Source organism: Novosphingobium sp. ZW T3_23, from assembly GCF_044987305.1.
Lineage (GTDB): Bacteria > Pseudomonadota > Alphaproteobacteria > Sphingomonadales > Sphingomonadaceae > Novosphingobium.
The window spans coordinates 182,098-204,172 of sequence record NZ_JBJDRF010000001.1; the positions used below are offsets into that span (position 1 = coordinate 182,098).

Here is a 22,075-nt window from a genome sequence, read left to right on the forward strand (position 1 = left end):
GAGCAGCGGCGATGACGGAAGATCACGATGCCATGGCGCAACGAGCGGATACCGAGGCGCTCGACTGGATCGTCGCGCTGAGGGAAGCACCAGAGGATGACGCGGTGCGAGCGCGGTTCGAAGCCTGGCGCTCCTCCAATAGCCAAAACGCCGCCGCATGGGAGGAAACGGCACAGGCTTACGCGGGTATCGGCAGAACCGAACCGCAATATCGCGAGCGCTGGTCTCAGCCACGAAAGCGCGAGGGCTCCACGATCACTGCCGGGCGGCCATCCCGCCGACATCCTGTCCCAGGCGTTCGACACCGTCGCGGGCGTCGGTCCATAGGCATTGCCGTTTCGGCAGCAGCCGCTGCGGTTCTGGGAATCGTGGTCGCGCCGGACATGACCCTGCGTTGGCAGGCGGACGCTTTGGCAGGCACAGGTGAAGTGAGGGCACTTACGCTTGAAGATGGCACGCGCGCCTATCTTGCGCCCAAGTCCGCCATCAAGATCGCCTATTCATCGCAGGCCCGCCGTATCACCCTCCTGCGCGGTACGGCGTGGTTCGATGTGAAGCACAAGGCCGACCGCCCGTTTCAAGTGCTGGCAGGCAATGTCACCACGACCGACATCGGCACCGCCTTCGAGGTAGGCATGGTCCAGGACCGGGTCCATGTCGCCGTCGAGGATGGCATCGTGGAGGTCGAAGGCGATGTGCCGAACAAGCGCGTTTCGGAGCGTCTTACCGCAGGGCAGGCGATCTCGATCGGCTCAACGATTGCAAGACATAGCGCGTCGGCAGACCTGATGGGGTCTTGGCGCGACGGGCAACTCGCCTTCCAGGACCAACCCATGAGCGACGTCGTTGCGGCTCTGCGTCCCTGGTACAAGGGCCTGATCGTCATGCGAACGGATGGCCTTGCACAGCGCCGGGTCACAGGCATCTACGACCTCCGCCATCCAGCCGATGCCATGCAGGCCCTTACGAAAGCCTATGGCGGCCGGGTAACTCAGATAACCCCATGGATTTTGGTTCTTTCGGAGGACTGAACCCCGCAATGGCCCGGTTTTCAAGCCGCCGAGCACGCCGCCAATTTCGGTAAAAATTCGGTTTCTCAATTTTTTTCCGAAAAATCCTGAGCCTCCGCAGTCGATACAAAGCGAGGGCATATTGCATCTGCTTCGCATTTTCAGGAAATGCCTGAATGCCGCCCTCGGATTGTAACTGGATGAAGGGCGTTCTCGACAATGACGACTGGGGGTAAGGTAGGGGCGAGCAATGGGCGGGCATTGTGGATAGCAGCCCTTCTCGCAGGCTCCACACTGGCAGTGGCTTTCAGCGCGCCGGTTCAGGCGCAAACTCGCTCGGCAGGAAACCGAAGCTTCGACATTCCCGCGCAGTCGCTGCCCACGGCTCTCGCCATTTTCGGGCGCCAATCCGGCATGCAGGTCAGCGTGCCGGCGTCCCTCCCGGACGGCCGCACGTCCAGCGCCGTGTCGGGGAGCATGGGCGCGCCGGAGGCCCTAAGCCGGCTTCTGGCTGGAACCGGCCTCAGCTATCGCATCGAGGGAAACATCGTCACGCTGACGGCGGCCCCTTCCGCCCAGGGCGCCATCGAATTGGGGCCTGTGCGGGTTGAGGGACAGGGCGCGGGCGGCGGTATCCTGGCCAGCGTGACAAGCGATCCGGCGGCGACCGAAGGCACCCGCTCCTACACCACCCGTAGCATGGCGACCGCGACGAAGCTGCCGCTGTCGATCCGCGAAACGCCCCAGTCTGTCACCGTGGTCACCCGGCAGGCGATAGAGGACCAGGGAGCGCTGGCGCTCAAGGATGTCATCCAGAACGTGCCAGGGGTGTTCTATTGGACGAGCGGGCCACAGCGTCAGCGCTTCTACGCGCGCGGCCTCAGCGTCGATAACCTCCTGTTCGATGGGCTACCCGTCACGCTTTCCAGTTCGCAGCTGTCGCAGGATCTGGTCGATCCGAACATTGCCATCTACGATCGCGTGGAGATCGTGCGCGGAGCGGCGGGGCTGACGATCGGATCCGGCAATCCCGCAGCGGCGATCAACCTCGTCCGCAAACGCCCGACCCTGGATCCGCAATTCTCGATTGCCGGCAATGTCGGCAACTGGAACCGCTACGGCGTCGAGGCCGATCTTTCCGGGCCGCTCGACAAGAACGGCACGCTCAGGGCCCGCGTCGTCGGCACCTACAACGACGAGGAAAGCTTCCGCGACCGCGAGCACAGCAAGCGGAACATGCTCTACGGCATCGTCGAGAAGGACTTCGGATCGCGCACCACGCTCAGTGTTTCGGCGACACGTCAGGAAGACGATCTCGACGGCAACGGCTTCACCGGCATGCCTGTCGCGGCGGATGGCAGCCATCTCGATCTTCCGCGTTCGACATCCTATGCGAGCGACTGGGAATATTGGGACAAGGACAGCACTTCGCTGTTCGCGTCGCTGGAGCACCGGTTCGACAACGGGTGGAAGGTCAACCTCTCGGCCTACAAGGTATGGGCGAAGCTCAACATGCTGGGCCACTATATCCGGTCCAACGTCGCGAACGGATCCTATGACCTGCTGAATGCCCTCAACGAGCATGAGGAAAATCAGAGCAGCTATGGGCTCTATGCCAGCGGCCCGTTCAAACTGTTCGGACGGGAGCATGAACTGGTGCTGGGCGGTGGATATCGCCGGGTGGAGTTCGACGGCAATACCAACCAGGGCGGGCTCATGGCGCGCGACATTGACCTCTACAACTTCGATCCATCCGCAATCGCCAGGCCCGATCTCACCATCCTGCCGTGGCTGGACAGCGATATCAAGGAAACCAATGTCTATGCGACCACGCGTCTCAATCTGGCCGACGGCCTGAAGCTGATCGCCGGTGCGCGGCTGGACTGGTACGAATATTCGGATGCACAGCCGCGCTGGAACACATCGAACCACTACGAGGTCTATCATCACCTGACGAAATATGCCGGCCTGATCTACGATCTGGACCGTCATCACTCTGTCTATGTCAGCTATACCGACATCTTCAAGCCGCAAAACTACTATGATGTCGATCGCCAATTGCTCTCGCCAGTTCTCGGAAAGAATTACGAGGCCGGCATCAAGGGCTCGTATTTCGACGATACCCTGAATCTTTCACTCGCGCTGTTCCGCATGGATCAGGCCAACCGAGCCGCGCGGATCAGTGACCAGACCCAGTGCAGCACCTATCCCACTGCAACCTGTTACGAAGCGGCAGGCCTTGTCCGCGCCGAAGGCATCGACTTCGAAATAGACGGGGCGATCACGCCTGATTGGCAGATTACCGCTGGCTATTCTCATACCTTGGCCAAATATCGCAAGGACGCGGATGCCACGAAGATCGGCACTCTGTTCGATACGGACGTGCCTCGCCACCTGGTGAAGGTTCTCACGAACTATCGTCTTCCGGGAGATATGGACAAGGTTCGGATCGGCGGTTCGTTCTACTGGCAAAGCACGATCTATAATAACGGAACAACCTCAGGCATTGCTTACCACGAGGAGCAAAAGGCCTACGCGCTTGTCGGCTTGAACGCCAGCTATCAGGCAACGCCGAATTTTGACATACGCTTCAACGTCAACAATCTGTTCGACAAGAAATACTACCGCTCGCTCACCGGGCAATCCGGTCTTGCCTTTCCGACCAGCGTATACGGAGATCCGCGCAACGCCATGCTTACGGCGCGCTATCGGTTCTGATGGCGCACGTTTGCCAGGATCGTCGCAGCTACCGTGCAGTTCCAGCGGGCATGGCTGACATGCCTGCTGCGCGCGAAGCGGCAGGGCCCTCCGCGCGTTATGCCGACCAGTCCACGACGCTCGGCACGAGACTGGTCGGCCTTTGCGGCACGGGCGCGATTGCCCTTGCGATCCTTGCTGCGCTGTTCCTGACATGGCAGACTTACGCCACAATACCGCCTGTCGCGGTGCTCACTGCCTTCGACGTAGCACAACCCGCTGCCCCGCCCGAACCGGTGACCGAAGCTCCTCCCGGGCCTCGGCAAGTGGAAAGGGACAAGCCCGCCCCGCAGCCTGCCCGAACGGCGATCAAGACACCGAAGATTGCGTTTCCGGACGCAAACATCGTGGTCGCCGCTGCACCGGTTCAGCCGACGCCGCCCGATCCCGGTCCTCCCGTCAGAGAGACCACCGCGCCTGTCAGCAAGCCCGTGCCGCCGGCTCCACAAGCCTCCAGCGCGAAGCCGACCTGGCAGGGCCTCGTGCTCGGCGCGTTGGACAAAGTGAAGCGTTACCCGCGCGACGCCCACTTCGCCCGGCAGCAGGGCGTGCCCTATATCCGCTTCACGATGGACCGGCAGGGCAAAGTGCTGGCGGTATCGCTGGAACGCTCCTCCGGCATTCGCTCGCTCGACCGGGAAGCACAGGCGCTGCCGAAGCGGGCACAGCCACTGCCCAAGCCGCCCGAAGACGTGAAAGGGGAAACCATCGAACTCGTCGTCCCGGTCGAGTTCTTTATGCGTTGAGGCAGCCACGATGAGCTACAGCAACCGCTCCCTGCGCCGCGGCCCCCGCGTCGAGCGCCGCGTATTGGCGATGCTGCGAGGCGAAAATGAGCCTTCGTTGGATGATCTTCTCGTCGCGGCCTTCGCTCGCCTGCGTCATCTGGCTCGGCGCAAGGGACTGCAAATCCAGCATCCGGGTGCGCTCTATCTCGGGGATGATGAACTGACGCTGTTATCCTGGATCGCCGCTGCCCAGCGTATCGCCGCCGTGCATCTGAGGCCCGCCGATCGCTGCCTTGCCGCGATCATCACCCGCTGCGCCAGCCTGCTTGAAGAGGCGGGGCTCAGGCTCTACCCGCTGACGCTTTATCAACATCGCTTGCCGTGATCCATCTACTGAGGGTGGAATGTGGCCTTGCATTCCAAGTCTGGCGTGACCTCTCGAACCTGGATCGTAGGATGCGAACCGGACAGTCAGCAGATGGGAAATGGAATCCAGCGATCAGGCGGCAGAAATGGGTCGAGGCTGTGTAGAAACGCTACGGAAGTGATCTGCGCGGGAGATGGATTTTGGGAGCAGCGTTGCCGATTGCTTAGCTTCCGCGCGAACCCGTCAGTTCCGGATCGCTGCGATCCCATTTCCAGGACCATCACGGCAACCGTGCCGATGGACCGCATTCCATGCATCAAGGAGGCACCGACGTTGCTGCTCTGGGTCGCTGATGCCTCGCGTTCGGCGGCGATCACCCGGGCACAGGGAAGTGAGCCCGTAATATTGGAGCAACTGGATGCCTTCCTGATGGCAGCGCAGAATGCCGTACCGGCCGCTGAATCCATCGGGCTTGGCGTCGTTTTCCTGGGAGTGCTGCGCAATGCGGCACGGGAGCTGGCCGAGATCGTCGGACTTCCGCCTCATGCCTTCTTCACCTTCGGCATGACGGTGAGACGGCCCGCCCCGGATCGCGTCAGCGCGCCTCGCCCGCGATTGCCGCAATCCGTGATGCTGCACATTAACCGCTATGATGATGCGGCCAATGGTCCGGCGCTCGAAGGCTATGAGGAAGCGTACAGCCACTTTCGCGAAAGACAGGGCATGCGTCCCAAGAGCTGGCAGGATGCCGTGCATGAATCTGCCACCAACATGGACTATCTTGGCGGTCGTAAACGGCTGCATCAGATGGTGAAGGACCGCGGCTTCAAACTTCTTTGAGCGGGCCGGCCGTTCATCTCGGGATCGATGAACGGCAAATTGGTCGCCACCTGCCGGTTAGCGGACGGACTGCGTTTGGAACGCGAGATTCTGGTGCTGAGCCAAGAGATGAAATGAAACGTTTCATATTTCAGTGAAACGTTTCACTAAACCGTCATGCCATCATGTCAAAGGGCCCTCCGTCAGTTTTTCACGGGGTGTTTTCAGTCATGACCATTATCCGCCTGTTCGGCATTTCCAGGAGTTGCAGCCTGTTGGCCGGGGCCTCCCTGCTCGTCATCGCGCCCGTTGCGGCATCGGCGCGGAATGCCGAAGACGGAGATAGGGGCGGGGCCGAGGCCGAGGGCAATGCCATCGTCGTCACCGGCTACAAGATCGGGCAGGGTGAGACCCGCGCAGTCGCGGTATTGGGGCGGGACGATATCGACGAGCGGCCGTTCGGCGCCGACATTACCCAGAGCCTCAACAAGGTTCCGGGCCTGCAAGTGACCACGGGCGACGCGCGCGGGGGCAGCTTCTCGTTCGAATTCGCCATGCGCGGTCTCAACAAGGAGCAGGTAGGCTTCACGCTCGACGGCATCCCCACGGGAGATGCCCGCTTCAACGGCGGGTCGCCGCCGCAGCGCTTCATCGAATCCAGCAACGTTCAGCGCATCACCGTGTCGCAGAGCGCCGGCGACCTGGGTGCCCCTTCGCGCTTTGCGCTGGGTGGTTTCGTGGACTTCACCACGGACGATCCTTCGCTGACGCGGTCGGCAACGCTCGAGGCCGGGTATGGCTCGTACGACTTCTGGCGCAGTTACTTCCGTGTCGACAGCGGCGAGATCGCGCCTGGACTGTCGGCCTACGCCAGCTATTCGCGGCAGGAGAACGACATCTGGACCGGCCCGGACAGCCGCCATTCCCGGCGCGAACATGCCGAGTTCAAGGTGGTGAAGACCTTCGACGACGGATCGTTCATCAAGGGACGCTTCAGCTGGAACGACCAGCAGGACAATGACTTCAACATCATCTCCCTGGCCGAATTCCGCGCCGATCCCCGCTCCGACCAGGCGACCGACGCCCTGACCGGCATCCCCGCGACCGACGTCAACTACGGCGGCGCGCTGGGCGGCACGCGGCAGGACCTGATGGCCTATCTCAACATGGGCTGGCGCATCGGCGACAAGGCGCTGTTCACGCTCAACCCCTATTACCAGACGCTGCGCGGGGAATCCTATCGCTATCAGGATCGCGCCCGCCGTCTCACCGGCAGCGATCCCTATGCCGTCACCGGCTACAACGCCAATGGCGGCGCGATCCGCCCGGCGCTCGTCACCGCGCGCGACGGCAATGTCGTGGGCGGCCCGGCCGATATGCGCATCACCCCGCGCGACCGCGACCGCTACGGCGCCACGGCGGAACTGAAGCTGGAGAACCTGATCGCGGGCAATACGATCCGCGTCGGCGGCTGGTGGGAAGGCGGCACCTCCACCGAGGAACGCCGCTTCTACCGCATCATCGATCCCGCCAGCAGCATTGCCTACGACCGTTCGCAGCTGAACTACGCCGAGTACCAGCGCTGGACGCGGATCGAGACGACGATGCTCTATGCACAGGATGCCATCGAGATCGTGCCCGACCTGCTGCGCGTCGATGCCGGCTTCAACTGGCTCAACGTGAACTACAAGGCGCGCTCGCCGCTGGAATACGCGGCGCGTCTCGACTTCTCGCAGCATTCGGCCATCAACCCGAAACTGGGCTTCAAGCTGACGCCTGCCCGCCGGGTAGAGATCTACGGCGGATACGCGAAGAACTTTGCAGGCATTCCCGAGGATGCCTTCCTGGGATCGACTGCGGTCATCAACCCCAACTCGCTCGACCCGATCCAGTCCGAGAATTTCGACTTTGGCTTGCGCTACACCACCGGAAACCTCGCATTCTCGGTGCAGGCCTATTCGGTCGACCTGAAGAACAACATCGGCATCGTGCCCACGGGCACGACTTCGGTCGAACCCGACGAGATCGTGCGCGGCAACGTGGCCACGCGCGCGGTGAACATCCTGGGCCAGCGGACGCGCGGCATCGAAATGACCGGGCTGGGCCAGTTCGGTCCGGTCGACTTCTATGCGAGCTATGCCTACCAGGACGCCCGTCACGACGATCCCGCGATGGGGTCGGCGGAGCGCGCGGAACTGGCGGCTGTCGGCGTGATCGGCGGGGCCCGCGTGCGGAATATCCCTCGACACAGCGCCTACGCCGAAATCGGGGTGAGGCCGGTGGAAGGCGCACGCATCCAGGCGAACCTGCGCTACGTCGGCAACCGGGTGGGCGGCCATATCATCGCCAACGGCACTTATGCGGAAGTCGGCGTCGAAAAGATCCCGTCCTACGCAATCGCCGGCGCCTCGGCGACCTATACGCTGGCGGATGTCGGGCCGTTCCAGGGCCTGACGCTGCAGTTCAATGTCGATAACCTGTTCGACAAGGCCTACATCGGCTCGGTTTCCAGTTCCACCGCCACGCAGCCGGAGTTCGCCTTGCCCGCCATCACGCTCGACCGCTACTTCCTGGGCTCGCCGCGCACCTACACGCTGTCGCTGCGGGCGAAGCTCTGATGCGGCGGGGACGGCGGTCGGGGGCGCTGGCCTGTGCTGTCGCCATGCTGCTGCAGGGCGTGCCGGCCCATGCCGGAGCGGACGCCCCCGCCGTTCCTGCGGTTCGGCTGGACCAGCGGATCACATTGGAGCGGAGCCGGTTCGACGAGCGGTTCGGCGGCATTTCCGGGCTGGCTCATGACCGGCGCACGAACCGCTGGCTGATGCTCAGCGACGACCGTTCGGGCCACGGTCCGGCGCGTTTCTACACGGTGCGGATCGCAGAGGATCGCGAGGGGCGGCTGCGGATCGGCAAAGGCCGGCAGGTCATGCTGAGGGACGCGGCGGGCCGTACATTCCCCAAGCCGGGTACCGGCAGCGAAGCGGTAGACCCCGAGGCCATCCGCGTGTCGCCGGACGGCAAGGTGCTGCTGTGGTCCAGCGAGGGCGATGTCAGGGACGGCGTCGGGCCATCGGTTCGGCGGATCGACCGGAAGGGCAGGGAACTTGGCCGCGTCATGCTGCCGCAGAACCTTCGACTCGATCCCACGGGCGCCACCGGCATCCGTGACAATGCGACCTTCGAAGGGCTGGACTTCACGCCCGACGGCGCGCTGTGGATCGCGATGGAAGGGCCGCTGATCGAGGACGGCCTGCCCGCCGCGCCCGGCCGCACTGCGATCGTGCGGTTCTCCCGGCTGGAGGAAGGCGCGCCGACGCGCCAGTACGCCTACCGGCTCGATGCCGTGCCGGTGGCAGGCCCCGGCGCCACGGCAGACAACGGCGTGAGCGAAATCCTTGCCCTGGACGATCGCCGCATGCTGGTGATGGAGCGGTCCGGGGCCACCGATGCCGACGGGCGCTTCCAGTTCCACTGCCGCCTCTATCTTGCCGACTTCGGCGAAGCGCAGGACGTGGCGCCGGTCCCCAGCCTGTCCGGTCGGGACGTGACCACGGCCCGCAAGACATTACTAGTGGACTTCGACACGATTTCGGGCGCGCCTTTCGGCAATCTGGAAGGGATGGACTGGCTGGGTGCCGCGCGGGCCGATGGCAGCAGGCGGCTGGCGATCGTCAATGACGACGGCTTCGAGGCGGACCGGCCCACCGAACTGCTCGTGGTCGAGCTGCCCCCGATTGCGCTACCTCGATAGAGCTGTCGTGAACCTCGGCCGCATTGTACGCCCGCGCGGCCTGTGCCATGGCACGCGGCGAGGAGCCTGTCTTTCCGTCCATGCCGCGTAACCCCGCAGACAAACGCGCCACGCTTAAGGATCTGGCCCGGGAGGCCGGTGTCTCGTTGGCAAGCGCCTCCTATGCCGTCAACGGTAACGGCTCCGTGGGCGAACAGACGCGCGCGCATATTCTGGAGGTGGCGCGGCGCATCGGCTATCGCCAGAACGTGGCCGCGCGCGTGATGAAGACCGGGCGCTCGGGCAATCTGGCGCTGGTGCTGCCGGACCTGACCAATCCCTTCTTCCCCACGCTGGCGCAGGCCCTGTTCCGCAGTGCGCGGGCGCGGGGCTACGGCATGTTCCTGATCGACACCGAAGGGAACGAGAATCTGGAGCATTCCGCCCTGTCGATGGTGAGCGATATCGGCGTGGACGGGCTGGTGTGGTTTCCCATCCGCGACAAGGACACGTCGAAGGGCGTGCTGGCGCATACGCCTGTCGTGGTGCTGGATCGCACGGTGCCCGGCTTCTCCGCGATCGGCATTGATTATCTGCACGCCGGACAGTTGGCCGCGCGCCACCTGCTGGATGCGGGGCACCGGCGGATCGGCATTATCTCCGGGCCGGGCGACGTCGCCAGCATGCGCGACCGATGCGAGGGTGCGCAGGCCCTGATCGAGGCGGAGGGCGAACTGGCTTTCCGGGTGGAGAATGCCTTCTCCGTGGACCTGGAGCCGCCCGTGATCGATGCGCTGCTCCATGGCGGCGCGACGGCGATCTTCGCAGCGGCGGACGTGATCGCCATCGGCGCATTGCGCCATGCCCATACGCAGGGCCTGCGGGTGCCCGGCGACCTGTCCATCCTCGGCTTCGACGACATTCCGCTGGCCGAGCAGAACGTGCCGCCGCTCACGACCATCGAACTGCCGGTCGAGACTATCGCGGCTTCGGCCATCGATGCCCTGCTGGCGCGGGTCGAAGCCAGTAGCCCGATCGCCGCGCCCGCCACTACGCTGGTCACGACCAACCTGGTGGTACGGGCGACGGTGGGCACTTGTGACTGAACTCCGGCGTGGCCGTGTCAGGGCTGCCCGGGTCTGGTGTCAGGCTGAACGTGGCCACCTGCCCATGCCGGTCATTCAGCAGTAATCGTCAAAGCTTCTGAAGCGGTTAAACCTTACCATGGCTTCAACAGCAGCTCGCCGGAATTCGTGCACGCATAAAGTCCAGCAGTGGGGCCATAAGCATGTGTCGTCGCCAGAGCGACCGCCGGGCGGGCGCCCTGATCGGGCGAATGACCAAGGCCATTGCCAGTCATGTCCGTGGCGGTAAGGCCGGGGTCGACCGCATTGACCTTGATCCCCTCGCTCGCCAGCTCCTTGGCCAGCTTGACGGTCAGCATGTTGAGGGCCGTCTTCGATGCGCAATATCCGGCAAAGCCGACCGACCAGGTCTCGCTGCGCATGTCCAGCGCCTCGCCAAGCGAACTCAATCCGCTGCTCATCATCACGATCCGGGCCGCATCGGACTTGCGCAACAGGGGCAGAAAGGCCTGCGTCACCCGCATGACGCCGAAGACGTTCGTTTCGAACATCTGCGCCATCTCGTCGATCGACTCCTCGGCTGCCGATGGCGGCGGGGCAAACATGAGCCCCGCATTGTTCACCAGCGCATCCAGCCTGCCAGCCGCGCGCTCGACCGTCGCAGCTGCGCTGGCAACACTGACGGCGTCGGTGACATCGAGTTGCACGGCATGGGCATCGATGCCCGCCTTTCGCAGCGTATCGGAGGCAGCATCGCCTCGCTTCAGGTCACGACAACCCAGCCAGACACTGTGACCGCCTGCGCCAAGCTGGCGGGCAATGGCCAAACCAATGCCCTTGTTGGCGCCCGTCACGAGGGCAATGCGGTTCGTGCTCGACATAGTATCTCTTCCCGAGGATCAATCGGGCTCTGATACTACGATATTCGTAATATTCAAGTTTCGTGTTGTGCGATCTTGAGGGTCAGGCGCAGGAAATCGGCGCGCTCTGCCGGGTCGAGCGGCTCCAGCATGGCACTGCAGGCATCCTGATAACCCTCCATGTAGCCTGCGACCGTGTCCTTGCCTGCCTGGGTCAGGGTGAGCGCTACAGACCTGCGGTTCGTCTCGGGTCGTTGCCGCTCGATCATGTCGCGCCGCACGAGGCGGTCGGTCGAGGACGACATCGTCGTGAGCGCAACCTGCAGATGCCGCGCCACATCACCAAGTTTGCAGCCCGGATTATCGTCAATGAAGAGCAGCGCCTGCACATCGAGGGCATTCAACGAATTGCTCATCACCGCAGTCGCTTCAGCCACCTTGAAACGACGGGTGAACCGCTCGAAGGCAATTGTGAGTTGTCTCAGTTGTTCGGTGTGGGAAGCGATCATGCCCCCATGAAGCATCTTTGGTGCTGGCAGGTAAGCCCCCGTGCGTCAGGTCCATAACATCAAGCGGCAGCTTTTTTAAGGTGGCCGACCCAAAGCCAGCCTTCCGCAAACGCCGGTCTTGAGCATCCAAGCGAGTAGGCTGATCGACCGCAACCGGGAACGCGAAATCGGTGTCTGAGCGTCGATCTTCCGATGCTGCTTCGGCGGTATGTTGCCCACTCGGAATGAGATGAGAAGGCCGGCCTGGCTCTAGCCTCCGCACAGACATTGACTCAATGTCTAACAATGATAGACAAAGGAAAGTCTTGGTTATCTGGGGCGGCTGTCGTGACCGAAATGCCACGTGCGGTCCGAAGGGGTGTGTGTGCCACGCCCGTGGAATTCTAGAAAAGTGGCTTCAAAAAACGCTGCAAAGACATTGGTAGGAATCGCTTAGAGATGGAATTTTCACGAAGGAAAGTGCTGATCGGCACAAGCGCAGTCGCAGGTGCGGGGGTCATTGGCACTGCTGGAGCGAGCGCGATATTGTCGGACGGCTTGCCCAAGGTTCCCGAGAACGTTCTTCCTATCGATGCTCTTCCATCCGACGACCCCACGCCGGGCTGGTTTCACACCAGCCGCAAGCGGGAGCCGAAAGCGCCCCTGATCGGAAATGCACATGCCCGTTTCGCGGTGATCGGTGGTGGCTTCACAGGCCTTGCCGCTGCTCGCCAATTGGCGCTCAATTTCCCGAACGACACTGTATTGCTCATCGAGGGGCAGCAGGTCGGGTTCGGTACCTCTGGGCGCAACGCCGGCTTCCTGATTGACGTTCCGCATGACATCAGCGCGCCCGACTATATCGGCGACCAGACGATCGCGCGCAGCATCCTCAAGCTGAACCAGGCCGGCCAGAAGATCCTTTTCGATCTGGTGCAGGAATACAAGATCGAAGACGCGCAGCTGCGCCATGTCGGCAAATACCAGGCTGCGGTGGAGGAAGAAGGTCTCCACGTCCTCGACGCCTATCGCGGCGGTCTGGAGAAGCTGGGGCAGCACTGCGAAATCATCGAAGGCAAGGATCTGCCCGATCACATCGGGACATCCTTCTACAAGAAGGCGCTGCACACGCCGGGCACGATGCTGGTGCAGCCTTCCGCCCTGGTGAAAGGCCTTGCGGACAACCTTCCCGCGAACGTGATCCTTTATGAAGACATGCCGATCACGGCGATCGAATATGAGCCGAAGGTGGTCCTCCACCATGCGACCGGCAAGATCACCGCGGACAAGCTGGTGCTGGCGAACAACCATTTCGGGACGCATTTCGGGTTCATGCCGGGTCGTATCCTGCCGATGTTCACTTACGGCAGCCTGACGCGGCCGCTGACCGCCGAGGAGCAGGCGAGGATCGGCGGCAAGGACTTCTGGGGCGTGATCCCCGCCGACCCGTTCGGCACGACGTGCCGCCGCACGCACGACAACCGCATTCTGATCCGCAACAGCTTCACCTTCAATGCGGATGGCCGTTATAAGCCGGGCGCGACCGAGCGTTTCCGCAAGGCGCATCGTCTTTCGTTCGAACGCCGCTTCCCGGCGCTGTCCGAAGTCGGTTTCGAATACACCTGGGGAGGCGGCCTTGGGATGACCCGCAACGGCAACAGCTTCTTCGGCGAATTGCGCAAGAACGTCTACGGCGCGCTGGGCTGCAATGGCCTGGGCACCGTGCGCGGAACGGCGATGGGCACGCTGCTGGCAGACTTGCTGGCCGGCAGGCGCCACGAACTCACCGACTTCCTCCTGTCCGTCGACAAGCCGAACATGAATCCGCCCGAGCCTTTCCTTGGCATGGGCGTGAACTTCACGCTCCGTCGCGGCATGGCCAATGCCGGGCTGGAAGCCTGAGGATGCGATTTCGCTGCCCCGGACCGGGGCAGCGAAAAGCTGCGGGGTCGTCGGGACTAGCGACTCTGACGCCTAGACGGTGATTTCCAGTCCTTCGGGCGCGGCAAAGTCGGCCATGCGGCGGCGGGAGATTTCCCAGTGGGCGCGGATCAGTTCACCGGCCCTGACGGGGTCGCGGCGTTCGATGGCGTCGATGATCTCGTCATGCTGTTCCACGGCTTCCGCGAGGTTTTCCTGGGTCTCGGAAGAGGTCGGGTGATAGAAGGTCATGCCCAGTCGTGCGTGGTCTATGAGCAGGCGGCGCAAGCTAGGCATCAGGTAGGGGTTATGCGCCATCTTGCCGATTTCGAGGTGGAACTGGTCGTTGGTGTAGACGCGGGTCGCCACGTCGTCGGCGGCGATCGCGGCGCGGAAGTCCTCCTGGATTTTCCGGAGCTTGGCGATTTCCGCAGCCGTGGCATTGGTGGCGGCCAACTGCGTCGTCGCCACATAGATCAGCGGCGCGGCGAGGAAGAACGTCCTCAGCGACTGAAGATCCATCGAGGTTACGCGGGCAGGGCGGTTAGGTTCCAGTTCAAGGTATCCCTCCGCCGCCAACTGGCGCATCAGCTCACGGACGGGTGGCCGTGAAAGGCCGAATTCCTCGGCGATTTGCTGTTCATCGACGACGGCCCCAGGCGCCAGCTCCATGCTCACGATCCTGCGGCGCAGCGTTTCGCCCAAGGTGACTTTGCGATCTACGGTTCCACTCACAGCTGAATCCTAGCGAGTTTCGATCTGCAATTCAACGAGGTTGCGGCATTTCATAGTTCTGGCGAATATCAAATGTAGACATATGATAGACAATTCAGTCGATCCGCGATAGTGCCGCCGCAATCACAACGCGCAGGATTCGCGAATGTCCGGTAAGAATACAGCCACTGGCGTGATGTGCGGCGTGATCGCCGGTGCGTTGTGGGGCCTCGTATTCGTGACCCCCAGCATCGCTTCCGCGTTCGGGCCGATGCAGCTCGCTGCGGGGCGCTATGTGGCTTACGGACTGTTCGCCCTGCCGCTGGTCTGGCCGCACTGGAAGCGTTACCTTCAGGTGCTCGGCAAGCGGGAATGGATCGCGCTAGGCTACCTGAGCATTCTTGGCAACATTCTCTATTATGTGCTGCTGGCGGCAGCCGTCCAGCTCGGCAGCGTGGCCATGACGTCGCTGGTGATCGGTTTCCTGCCCGTGGCCGTGACGATCATCGGCAGCCGCGACAAGGGCGCGGTGCCGCTCGGGCGGCTGCTCCCGTCGCTGTTCCTGAGCGCCGCCGGTATCGTTTGCATCGGCTGGGAGTCGCTCGGCAAAGCCGGCGAGGGCGCTTTCGCATCGCAGGCGCTGGGCCTGCTGTGCGCTTTCGGTGCGCTGGCGTCCTGGACGACGTTCGCCGTTTCCAACAGCCGCTGGCTGGGGCGCCTCGAACATGTGTCCGCCCATGACTGGAGCCTGCTCATCGGCATCGTCACGGGGGCGCAGGCGCTCGTGCTGATCCCGCCCGCTTTGATGTTCGAGGCGACCAGCCAGAGCGGCACCCAGTGGTTGCTTTTCGGCGGTGTCTCGGCGGCGGTGGCGCTGCTGTCCTCGATCATCGGCAATGGTCTGTGGAACCGGATGTCGCGGCTGCTGCCGCTGACGATGGTGGGGCAGATGATCCTGTTCGAAACACTTTTCGCACTGCTTTACGGCTTCCTCTGGGACCAGCGTTTGCCATCGGTCCTCGAAGGCGCGGCGATCCTGTTCGTGCTGGCGTCGGTGCTGACCTGCCTGGCGGCGCATCGCCCGAAGGCAACCGATCGCGCGCTCGCCGCCGCGCACGACTGAGCGAAAACCGGCTTTCCCGAGATTGTCACGATGACGACCCTTGCCCGTTCCCGCTACCATTCCTGGCGCGCGCCGTTGGCAGGGCCGGGCATGGTCCTGGCATCGATGATTGCGCAGAATTTCGGCGCGACCATCGCCAAGCAGATGTTCGTCGCCGTCGGCGCCTTCGGAGTAACCGGTCTTCGCGTCTTCCTGGCAGCGGCCGTCCTGATGCTGCTGCGAACGCCGTGGCGCCGGCCGCTCTCTCGGGAAGTCCTGCCGAGCCTGTTTCTCTACGGCTGCATGCTCGGGCTGATGAACCTGCTGATCTACCAGGCCTTCGCGCGTCTGCCGATCGGGATCGCGATCGGCATCGAGGTGCTGGGGCCACTGTCGATCGTCCTGGCCGGATCGCGCCGGGCGCTCGATCTCGTGTGGTTCGCGGCGGCGGCGACAGGCCTGGTCCTGCTGTTGCCTCTTCGGGTGGAAAATGGCCTTGATCCTCTGGGGCTCGCTTTCGCGGCGGGGGCCGCAACCTGCTGGGCGCTCTACATCGTCTTCGGCAAGCGTGTCGCGACCACGCTCGGCGCCGACGCCGTGGCCTGGGGCATGGTGGTGGCCGCCTGCATCAACATGCCGTTGGCCGTGACGTTCGCGGGTGGAGCGCTGCTGGATCCCCTGATCCTGCTCTCGGGCCTGGGCATCGCCCTGCTGACCAGCGTCCTGCCTTGCATGCTGGAGATGGAAGCGATGCGCCGGTTGCCTTCGCACGTCTTCGGCGTCTTGCTGAGCGCAGCGCCGGCAGTGGCCGCGATCGCCGGCTTCTTCGTGCTCGGAGAAACGCTGCTTCCCGTGCAGTGGCTGGCGATCGTCGCCATCGTTTGCGCGTCCTGTGGCAGCGCCGTTTGCGCCGCGCAAAGCACATTGGCTGATCGCCGCTCCTGAAACATCCATTTCTGGCTGTGAAGGGAGAGGCGCGAGCCTCGGGCGCATGATGCTGGCCCTCAGAACGAGAAAAAACGGCGTAAAAACAGTAGGAAACGCCGATGAATCGATGGCCTCGATTTTCTGTAGACGGCCGAACTTTCATGAGACTATAAATTGTAGACAGAAAAAATACATCGATCGAGTCGGAGAGGACGCGTGGTCGTACAAACCCTGGATACCGTTGCTGGAGTAGGATCGGCGGACCTGTCCCTTGCGGACAACTCCCGCCTCGCGCCGAAACTGGAATTGGTCGAACCTTCGGGTCGCACCGAAGAAAAAGCGCAGCCGCTGCTCTCGAATGCCTTGTCGAACGGCAAGGTCACCTCGCTCCCCGCGGACGACGCGACTTGTGGCTGGTATCATCTCAGCCGCCGCCGCACGCCGCGTCCTTCCCCGATCGGAGACGTGCGCGCACCCTGGGTCATCGTCGGCGCCGGTTATGTCGGCCTTGCCGCCGCCCGCCAGCTGGCGATGAACTTCCCGAACGACGAGATCATCCTGGTCGAGGCGCAGGAAGTGGGCTTCGGCACGGCAGGGCGCAACGCCGGTTTCGCGATCGACTTGCCGCACGATATCGGCGCGGCGGACTATATCGGCGATCTCGGCACCGCCAATCTGGTGCTCAAGCTCAACAAGCTGGGCCAGACCTATCTCAAGGACATCGTCGATCTCTACGGCATCGACTGCCAGATGCGCGCCTCCGGCAAGTATCAGGCGGCGGTGGAAGATCGCGGCATTGCCGTTCTGGACGCCTATCGCGGCGGACTGGACCGGCTGGGCCAACCCTACGAAGTGATCGAGGGCAGCGACTTGCCCGATCACATCGGCACCCGCTTCTACAAGAAGGCGCTGTTCACCCCCGGCACGATGCTGGTCCAGCCCTCGGCGCTGGTGAAGGGCCTTGCCGATACGCTGCCCGCCAACGTGACGCTCTACGAGAACACGCCGATCACCGACGTCCGCTATAGCCCGCAGATCGTGCTCAGCCACGCGCATGGGCGGATCGTGGCTGACAAGCTGATCCTGGCGAACAACGGCTTCGGCATGGCCTTCGGGTTCCTGAAGAACCGGATGCTTCCGGTATTCACTTACGGCAGCCTCACGCGCCCATTGACCGACGACGAACAGGCGAAACTGGGCGGACGGGACTTCTGGGGCCTCATCCCCGCCGATCCGGCCGGCACGACCCTGCGCCGCACGCACGACAACCGCATCCTGGTGCGCAACAGCTTCAGCTATCACCCGAGCGGCGTCAGCAACCAGCGCGAGCGCGCGATTGCGGGCAAGCGCCATCGCCTCTCGTTCGAGCGTCGCTTCCCGATGCTGCCGGGCATGCCGTTCGAATATACCTGGGGCGGGGCGATCGTCATGTCGCGCAACCACGAATCCCAGTTCGGCGAGCTGGCGCCCAATGTCTACGGCGCGCTCTGCTGCAATGGCCTGGGCATCACCAGAGGCACCGCGACCGGCGTGCTGCTGGCCGACTGGCTGGCGGGGCGTCGCGGCGAAGTCATCGACTTCCTGCTGGCCTCGCCCGGCCCCAACCGCAATCCGCCGCATCCCTTCCTGGACCTCGGCGTCAATCTCAACCTCGCCTGGGCCCAGCACAAGGCCGGTCTCGAAAGCTGATCCCCCGAACGAAGAGCAAGAGCCCATTCGGGGGCGATAACCAGAAAATCCGGAGAGAAGCATGAACAGGACCACGCAAACCCTAGAGGATGTCCCTCTGAACAGATTCCACCAGATGCTGACGGTACGCTCCAGCGGCGGTTCCTTCGTGGACGGCTATGTGCTGAGTGTGGTCGGCGTCGCCATGGTGCAGGCTTCGGCGGCGCTGGGCATGACGACTTTCTGGGAAGGCATGGTGGCCGCATCGGCGCTGATCGGTATCTTCGCCGGCGGCATGGTCGGCGGCTGGCTGACCGATCTGTTCGGCCGCAAGCGCATTTTCTTCGTCGGGCCGATCCTGTTCGTCCTGTTCTCGCTCGCGCAGCTCTGGGTGGATACGCCGTTCGCCCTGTTCGCCTGCCGCTTCTTCCTGGGGGTGGCCGTGGGCATCGAATATCCGGTGGCGACGGCGCTGCTGGTCGAGTTCCTGCCCAAGGCCAATCGCGGACCCCGGCTGGCGACGTTGACGATCATGTGGTTCGCCGGGGCGGCAACGGCCTATATCCTGGGCAATGCGATCCTGACGCTGGGCGGAGAGCAGGGCTGGCGCCTCGCTTTCGCCAGCACTGCGCTGTTCGGCGCGGCGCTGTTCCTGATGCGTCTCGGCACTCCGGAATCGCCGCGCTGGCTGCTCGGCAAGAACCGCCGCGCGGAGGCAGACCAGGTCATCCGCCAGGTCTATGGCAGCGGCTATTCCACCGCCAACCTGACCGAGGAAGCGACGCACGAGAAGGTTTCGCTCTGGGGCCTGCTCAAGGCGGGCTACGGCAAGCGGCTGGCGTTCGTCAGCCTGTTCTGGACCTGCTCGGTAATCCCGGTCTTCGCGGTCTATGCCTTCGCGCCCAAGGTGCTGATGGCGCTCAACCTGCATGACAAGTGGGCGGCCTTCGGCTCGATCGCGATCACCCTGCTGTTCGTCGTCGGCTGCATCGGCGCCACCCTGCTCATCAATGCGATCGGCCGCCGTCCGATGGTGATCCACAGCTTCCTGTGGTCGGGCCTCGCGCTGCTGCTGCTGGGCGTGTTCGCCAATGGCGCCCCGGCGCTGATCCTCCTCCTGTTCGGCGGCTATGCCTTGCTGATCGGCGGCGCGCAGGTGCTCCAGCTGGTCTACCCCAACGAACTGTTCCCGACCGAGATCCGCGCCAAGGCGGTGGGCTTCGGCACCTCGTTCTCCCGCATCGGCGCGGCGGCGGGCACCTATCTGGTCCCCGTCTCGCTCGACCGGCTGGGCATTGCGGACACCATGTACATCGCCGCCGCCGTGACGTTCGTCGGCCTCGCGGTGTCCTGGTTCCTCGCCCCGGAAACCCGCTCCCTCAATCTTGCGGACGCAGCATCCCTGCGCCCCCGCCACGCCTGATCCCCCATCACGAAAGGACTTAGCCATGAATTTCGACGGTATCTTCACCCCGGCCATCACGCCGCTTGCAGCCGATGGCTCGATCGATTTCGCCGCCTTCGACGCCGTGCTTGAACACCTGATCGCCAGCGGCATCCACGGCATCATCATCGGCGGCTCGACCGGCGAATATTACGCGCATACCGCCGAGGAACGCCGCGCCCTTGCCGAGCGTGCGCAGGCCGTGATCGGCGGACGCCTGCCGCTCGTCGTCGGGACCGGCGCGACGCGTACCGAGGATGCCGTGGCCTATGCGGTCCATGCGAAGGAAATCGGCGCGGATGCCATCCTCGTCACCACGCCGCCTTACGCGCTTCCCACCGAGCAGGAGATCGCGCACCACGTCCTGACGATCGACAAGGCCGCCGACCTGCCGATCATGCTCTACAACTACCCCGCGCGCATGGGCGTGAGCATGGGCGACGAGTTCTTCCGCGCCATCAAGGGCACGAAGAACATCATGGCGATCAAGGAAAGCTCGGGCGACACCCTGCGCCTGCACGCGCTGGCCTCGCAGTATCCCGAAATTCAGCTCTCCTGCGGCTGGGACGACCAGGCGCTGGAATTCTTCGCCTGGGGCGCGCGCAGCTGGGTCTGCGCCGGCTCGAACTTCGTACCCGGAGAACACGTCGCCCTCTATGAGGCCTGCGTGCTGGAAAAGGACTTCGCCAAAGGCCGTGCGATCATGTCCGCCATGCTGCCGCTGATGGACTTCCTGGAGAACGGCAAGTTCGTCCAGTCGATCAAGGCGGGCTGCGAGATCATCGGCCTCGAAACCGGCAGCGTCCGCGCACCGCTCTTGCCGCTCGAAGCCGACGAGAAGCGCGGTCTGGCTGCCGTAATTGCCGAACTGAAGGCCAAGGTCGCCGCAGCGGTCGGGGAAACCGTCGATGCCTGATCTCCTCACCCGCGCCGAATACGCCGCCCTGGCAGAGGGGCTCACCCTGCCGACGCAGGCCTTCATCGACGGCACGTTCCGTCCGGCACTTTCCGGACGGACGTTCGAGACGACGAACCCCGCGACCGGCGCGTCCCTCACGCAGATCGCCGCCTGCGACGGCAGCGACGTGGATCTGGCGGTCGCCGCCGCCCGCGCCGCTTTCGAGGACGGCCGCTGGCGCCTGCTCTCGCCGGGCGAGCGCAAGCACACGCTGCTGCGCTTCGCGGACCTGCTGGAACAGAACGCCCGCGAACTCTCGGTCATGGAGAGCATCGACAGCGGCAAGCCGGTCGCCGAGTGCGAAACGGTCGACATCCCGGAAAGCATCCACACGATCCGCTGGCATGCCGAGCTGATCGACAAGGTCTACGACAGCACCGCCCCGGTCGGATCGGACGCGCTGACCCTGGTGGTGCGCGAGCCGATCGGCGTGGTCGGGCTGGTGCTGCCGTGGAACTTCCCGCTGCTGATGCTGGCGTGGAAGATCGGGCCTTCGCTGGCCGCAGGCTGCTCGATCGTGGTCAAGCCGGCGGCGGAAACCACCCTGACGGCGCTGCGCGTGGCGGAACTGGCCTATGAAGCCGGTATTCCGGCGGGCGTGTTCAATGTCGTGCCCGGCAGCGGCCGCGAAGTGGGCGAGCCGATCGGCCGCCACATGGACGTGGACATGGTGAGCTTCACCGGCTCCACCGCCACCGGGCGCCGCTTCCTGGCCTATGCGGGCGAGTCCAACCTCAAGCGCATCGTGCTGGAATGCGGCGGCAAGAACCCCGCCGTGGTCATGAAGGACGCCGAAGACCTCGACGCGGTGGCCCAGCATGTCGTCAACGGCGCCTTCTGGAACATGGGCGAGAACTGCTCGGCCTCCTCGCGCCTGATCGTCCAGGCCGAGGTCAAGGATGTGCTGCTGGAGCGCATCGCGCACCACTTGCAGGACTGGAAGCTCGGCGATCCGCTCGACCCGGAGAACCGCCTGGGCTCGATGGTCAGCCGTGCGCACTTCGACAAGGTCCGTTCCTATCTGGAGCATGCCGCGTCCGAGCAGATGAACGTCCTCACCGGTGGCGGCACGCAGGACGACATCTTCGTGGAAGCCACCATCGTCGACGGCGTGACGCCGGACAACCTGCTGTTCCGTGAGGAAATCTTCGGCCCCGTCCTGGCGGTCACCACCTTCGAGACGATCGAAGAGGCGATCGCGCTGGCCAACGATTCGATCTACGGCCTGGCCGCATCGGCCTATACCGGCAGCCTGAAGAGCGCCGTGCGCCTCGCCCGCGAGATCCGTGCCGGCGTGGTGACCGTGAACTGCTTCGGCGAAGGCGATGTGACGACGCCGTTCGGCGGCTACAAGCAGTCCGGCTTCGGCGGACGCGACAAGTCCCAATGGGCGCATGATCAGTACACCGAGATCAAGACCATCTGGATCGACGTTTCGAACTGATCGTCCCTCCTCACCGCCCGCCGAGCGAGCCTTATCCTCTCGGCACGATCGCCG

The 22,075-nt window shown here is 63.8% G+C and carries 18 protein-coding genes; 15 read left to right on the forward strand and 3 right to left on the reverse strand.

What is annotated here, in order from left to right; genetic code table 11:
• Positions 1–11: 11 nt before the first annotated feature.
• From ACI3K3_RS00775 to ACI3K3_RS00810, 8 genes are all read left to right on the forward strand, one after another.
• Positions 12–1,031, forward strand: coding sequence for a FecR family protein (locus ACI3K3_RS00775; protein ID WP_404911465.1), 1,020 nt, complete (start codon positions 12–14; stop codon positions 1,029–1,031).
• A 198-nt stretch (positions 1,032–1,229) separates the two neighbouring features.
• A complete protein-coding gene (locus ACI3K3_RS00780) occupies positions 1,230–3,728 on the forward strand; it encodes a TonB-dependent siderophore receptor (RefSeq protein ID WP_404911466.1) in 2,499 nt (832 codons plus the stop codon).
• Between the two features lie 50 nt (positions 3,729–3,778).
• Positions 3,779–4,513, forward strand: a complete 735-nt coding sequence (locus ACI3K3_RS00785) for a TonB family protein (protein ID WP_404911467.1) — start codon at positions 3,779–3,781, stop codon at positions 4,511–4,513.
• 10 nt (positions 4,514–4,523) lie between these two features.
• Positions 4,524–4,880 (forward strand): hypothetical protein, encoded by a 357-nt coding sequence (locus ACI3K3_RS00790; protein ID WP_404911468.1) that lies wholly within the window; start codon positions 4,524–4,526, stop codon positions 4,878–4,880.
• A gap of 279 nt (positions 4,881–5,159) precedes the next feature.
• Positions 5,160–5,702, forward strand: coding sequence for a nitroreductase family protein (locus ACI3K3_RS00795; protein WP_404911469.1), 543 nt, complete (start codon positions 5,160–5,162; stop codon positions 5,700–5,702).
• Between the two features lie 209 nt (positions 5,703–5,911).
• Entirely contained in the window at positions 5,912–8,299 is a 2,388-nt protein-coding gene (locus ACI3K3_RS00800; RefSeq protein WP_404911470.1) for a TonB-dependent receptor, read from the forward strand.
• Positions 8,299–9,432: an esterase-like activity of phytase family protein gene (locus ACI3K3_RS00805; RefSeq protein ID WP_404911471.1), complete on the forward strand. Its 1,134-nt coding sequence runs from the start codon at positions 8,299–8,301 to the stop codon at positions 9,430–9,432. Before ACI3K3_RS00800 ends, ACI3K3_RS00805 begins: the two co-directional genes overlap by 1 nt.
• 80 nt (positions 9,433–9,512) lie before the next feature.
• Positions 9,513–10,517: a LacI family DNA-binding transcriptional regulator gene (locus ACI3K3_RS00810; RefSeq protein ID WP_404911472.1), complete on the forward strand. Its 1,005-nt coding sequence runs from the start codon at positions 9,513–9,515 to the stop codon at positions 10,515–10,517.
• Positions 10,518–10,630: 113 nt separating this feature from the next.
• On the opposite strand, the gene ACI3K3_RS00815 is transcribed toward ACI3K3_RS00810, so the two are convergent.
• Together ACI3K3_RS00815 and ACI3K3_RS00820 are read right to left on the reverse strand one after the other, a co-directional pair.
• Positions 10,631–11,377 (reverse strand): SDR family oxidoreductase, encoded by a 747-nt coding sequence (locus ACI3K3_RS00815; RefSeq protein WP_404911473.1) that lies wholly within the window; start codon positions 11,375–11,377, stop codon positions 10,631–10,633.
• 53 nt (positions 11,378–11,430) lie between these two features.
• Positions 11,431–11,865: a MarR family winged helix-turn-helix transcriptional regulator gene (locus tag ACI3K3_RS00820; protein ID WP_404911474.1), complete on the reverse strand. Its 435-nt coding sequence runs from the start codon at positions 11,863–11,865 to the stop codon at positions 11,431–11,433.
• A 438-nt stretch (positions 11,866–12,303) separates the two neighbouring features.
• Between ACI3K3_RS00820 and ACI3K3_RS00825 the strand changes: the two genes are divergently transcribed.
• Entirely contained in the window at positions 12,304–13,746 is a 1,443-nt protein-coding gene (locus ACI3K3_RS00825; RefSeq protein ID WP_404911475.1) for an NAD(P)/FAD-dependent oxidoreductase, read from the forward strand.
• A 72-nt stretch (positions 13,747–13,818) separates the two neighbouring features.
• On the opposite strand, the gene ACI3K3_RS00830 is transcribed toward ACI3K3_RS00825, so the two are convergent.
• The gene (locus ACI3K3_RS00830; RefSeq protein WP_404911476.1) at positions 13,819–14,499 is read right to left on the reverse strand and encodes a GntR family transcriptional regulator; all 681 of its coding nucleotides are present in this window, start codon (positions 14,497–14,499) and stop codon (positions 13,819–13,821) included.
• A 145-nt stretch (positions 14,500–14,644) separates the two neighbouring features.
• On the opposite strand from ACI3K3_RS00830, the gene ACI3K3_RS00835 reads away from it, so the two are divergent.
• The 6 genes from ACI3K3_RS00835 to ACI3K3_RS00860 all read left to right on the forward strand — a co-directional run bounded on the left by ACI3K3_RS00835 (position 14,645) and on the right by ACI3K3_RS00860 (position 22,021).
• A complete protein-coding gene (locus tag ACI3K3_RS00835) occupies positions 14,645–15,601 on the forward strand; it encodes a DMT family transporter (protein ID WP_404911477.1) in 957 nt (318 codons plus the stop codon).
• Positions 15,602–15,631: 30 nt separating this feature from the next.
• Positions 15,632–16,525, forward strand: coding sequence for an EamA family transporter (locus ACI3K3_RS00840; protein WP_404911478.1), 894 nt, complete (start codon positions 15,632–15,634; stop codon positions 16,523–16,525).
• Between the two features lie 198 nt (positions 16,526–16,723).
• A complete protein-coding gene (locus ACI3K3_RS00845; protein WP_404911479.1) occupies positions 16,724–18,196 on the forward strand; it encodes an NAD(P)/FAD-dependent oxidoreductase in 1,473 nt (490 codons plus the stop codon).
• A 61-nt stretch (positions 18,197–18,257) separates the two neighbouring features.
• Positions 18,258–19,598 carry an MFS transporter gene (locus ACI3K3_RS00850; RefSeq protein WP_404911480.1) on the forward strand — a complete coding sequence of 447 codons (1,341 nt, stop codon included), beginning with the start codon at positions 18,258–18,260 and terminating at the stop codon, positions 19,596–19,598.
• A gap of 25 nt (positions 19,599–19,623) precedes the next feature.
• Positions 19,624–20,535 (forward strand): dihydrodipicolinate synthase family protein, encoded by a 912-nt coding sequence (locus tag ACI3K3_RS00855; protein WP_404911481.1) that lies wholly within the window; start codon positions 19,624–19,626, stop codon positions 20,533–20,535.
• Entirely contained in the window at positions 20,528–22,021 is a 1,494-nt protein-coding gene (locus ACI3K3_RS00860) for an aldehyde dehydrogenase (protein WP_404911482.1), read from the forward strand. Before ACI3K3_RS00855 ends, ACI3K3_RS00860 begins: the two co-directional genes overlap by 8 nt.
• Positions 22,022–22,075: the final 54 nt, after the last annotated feature.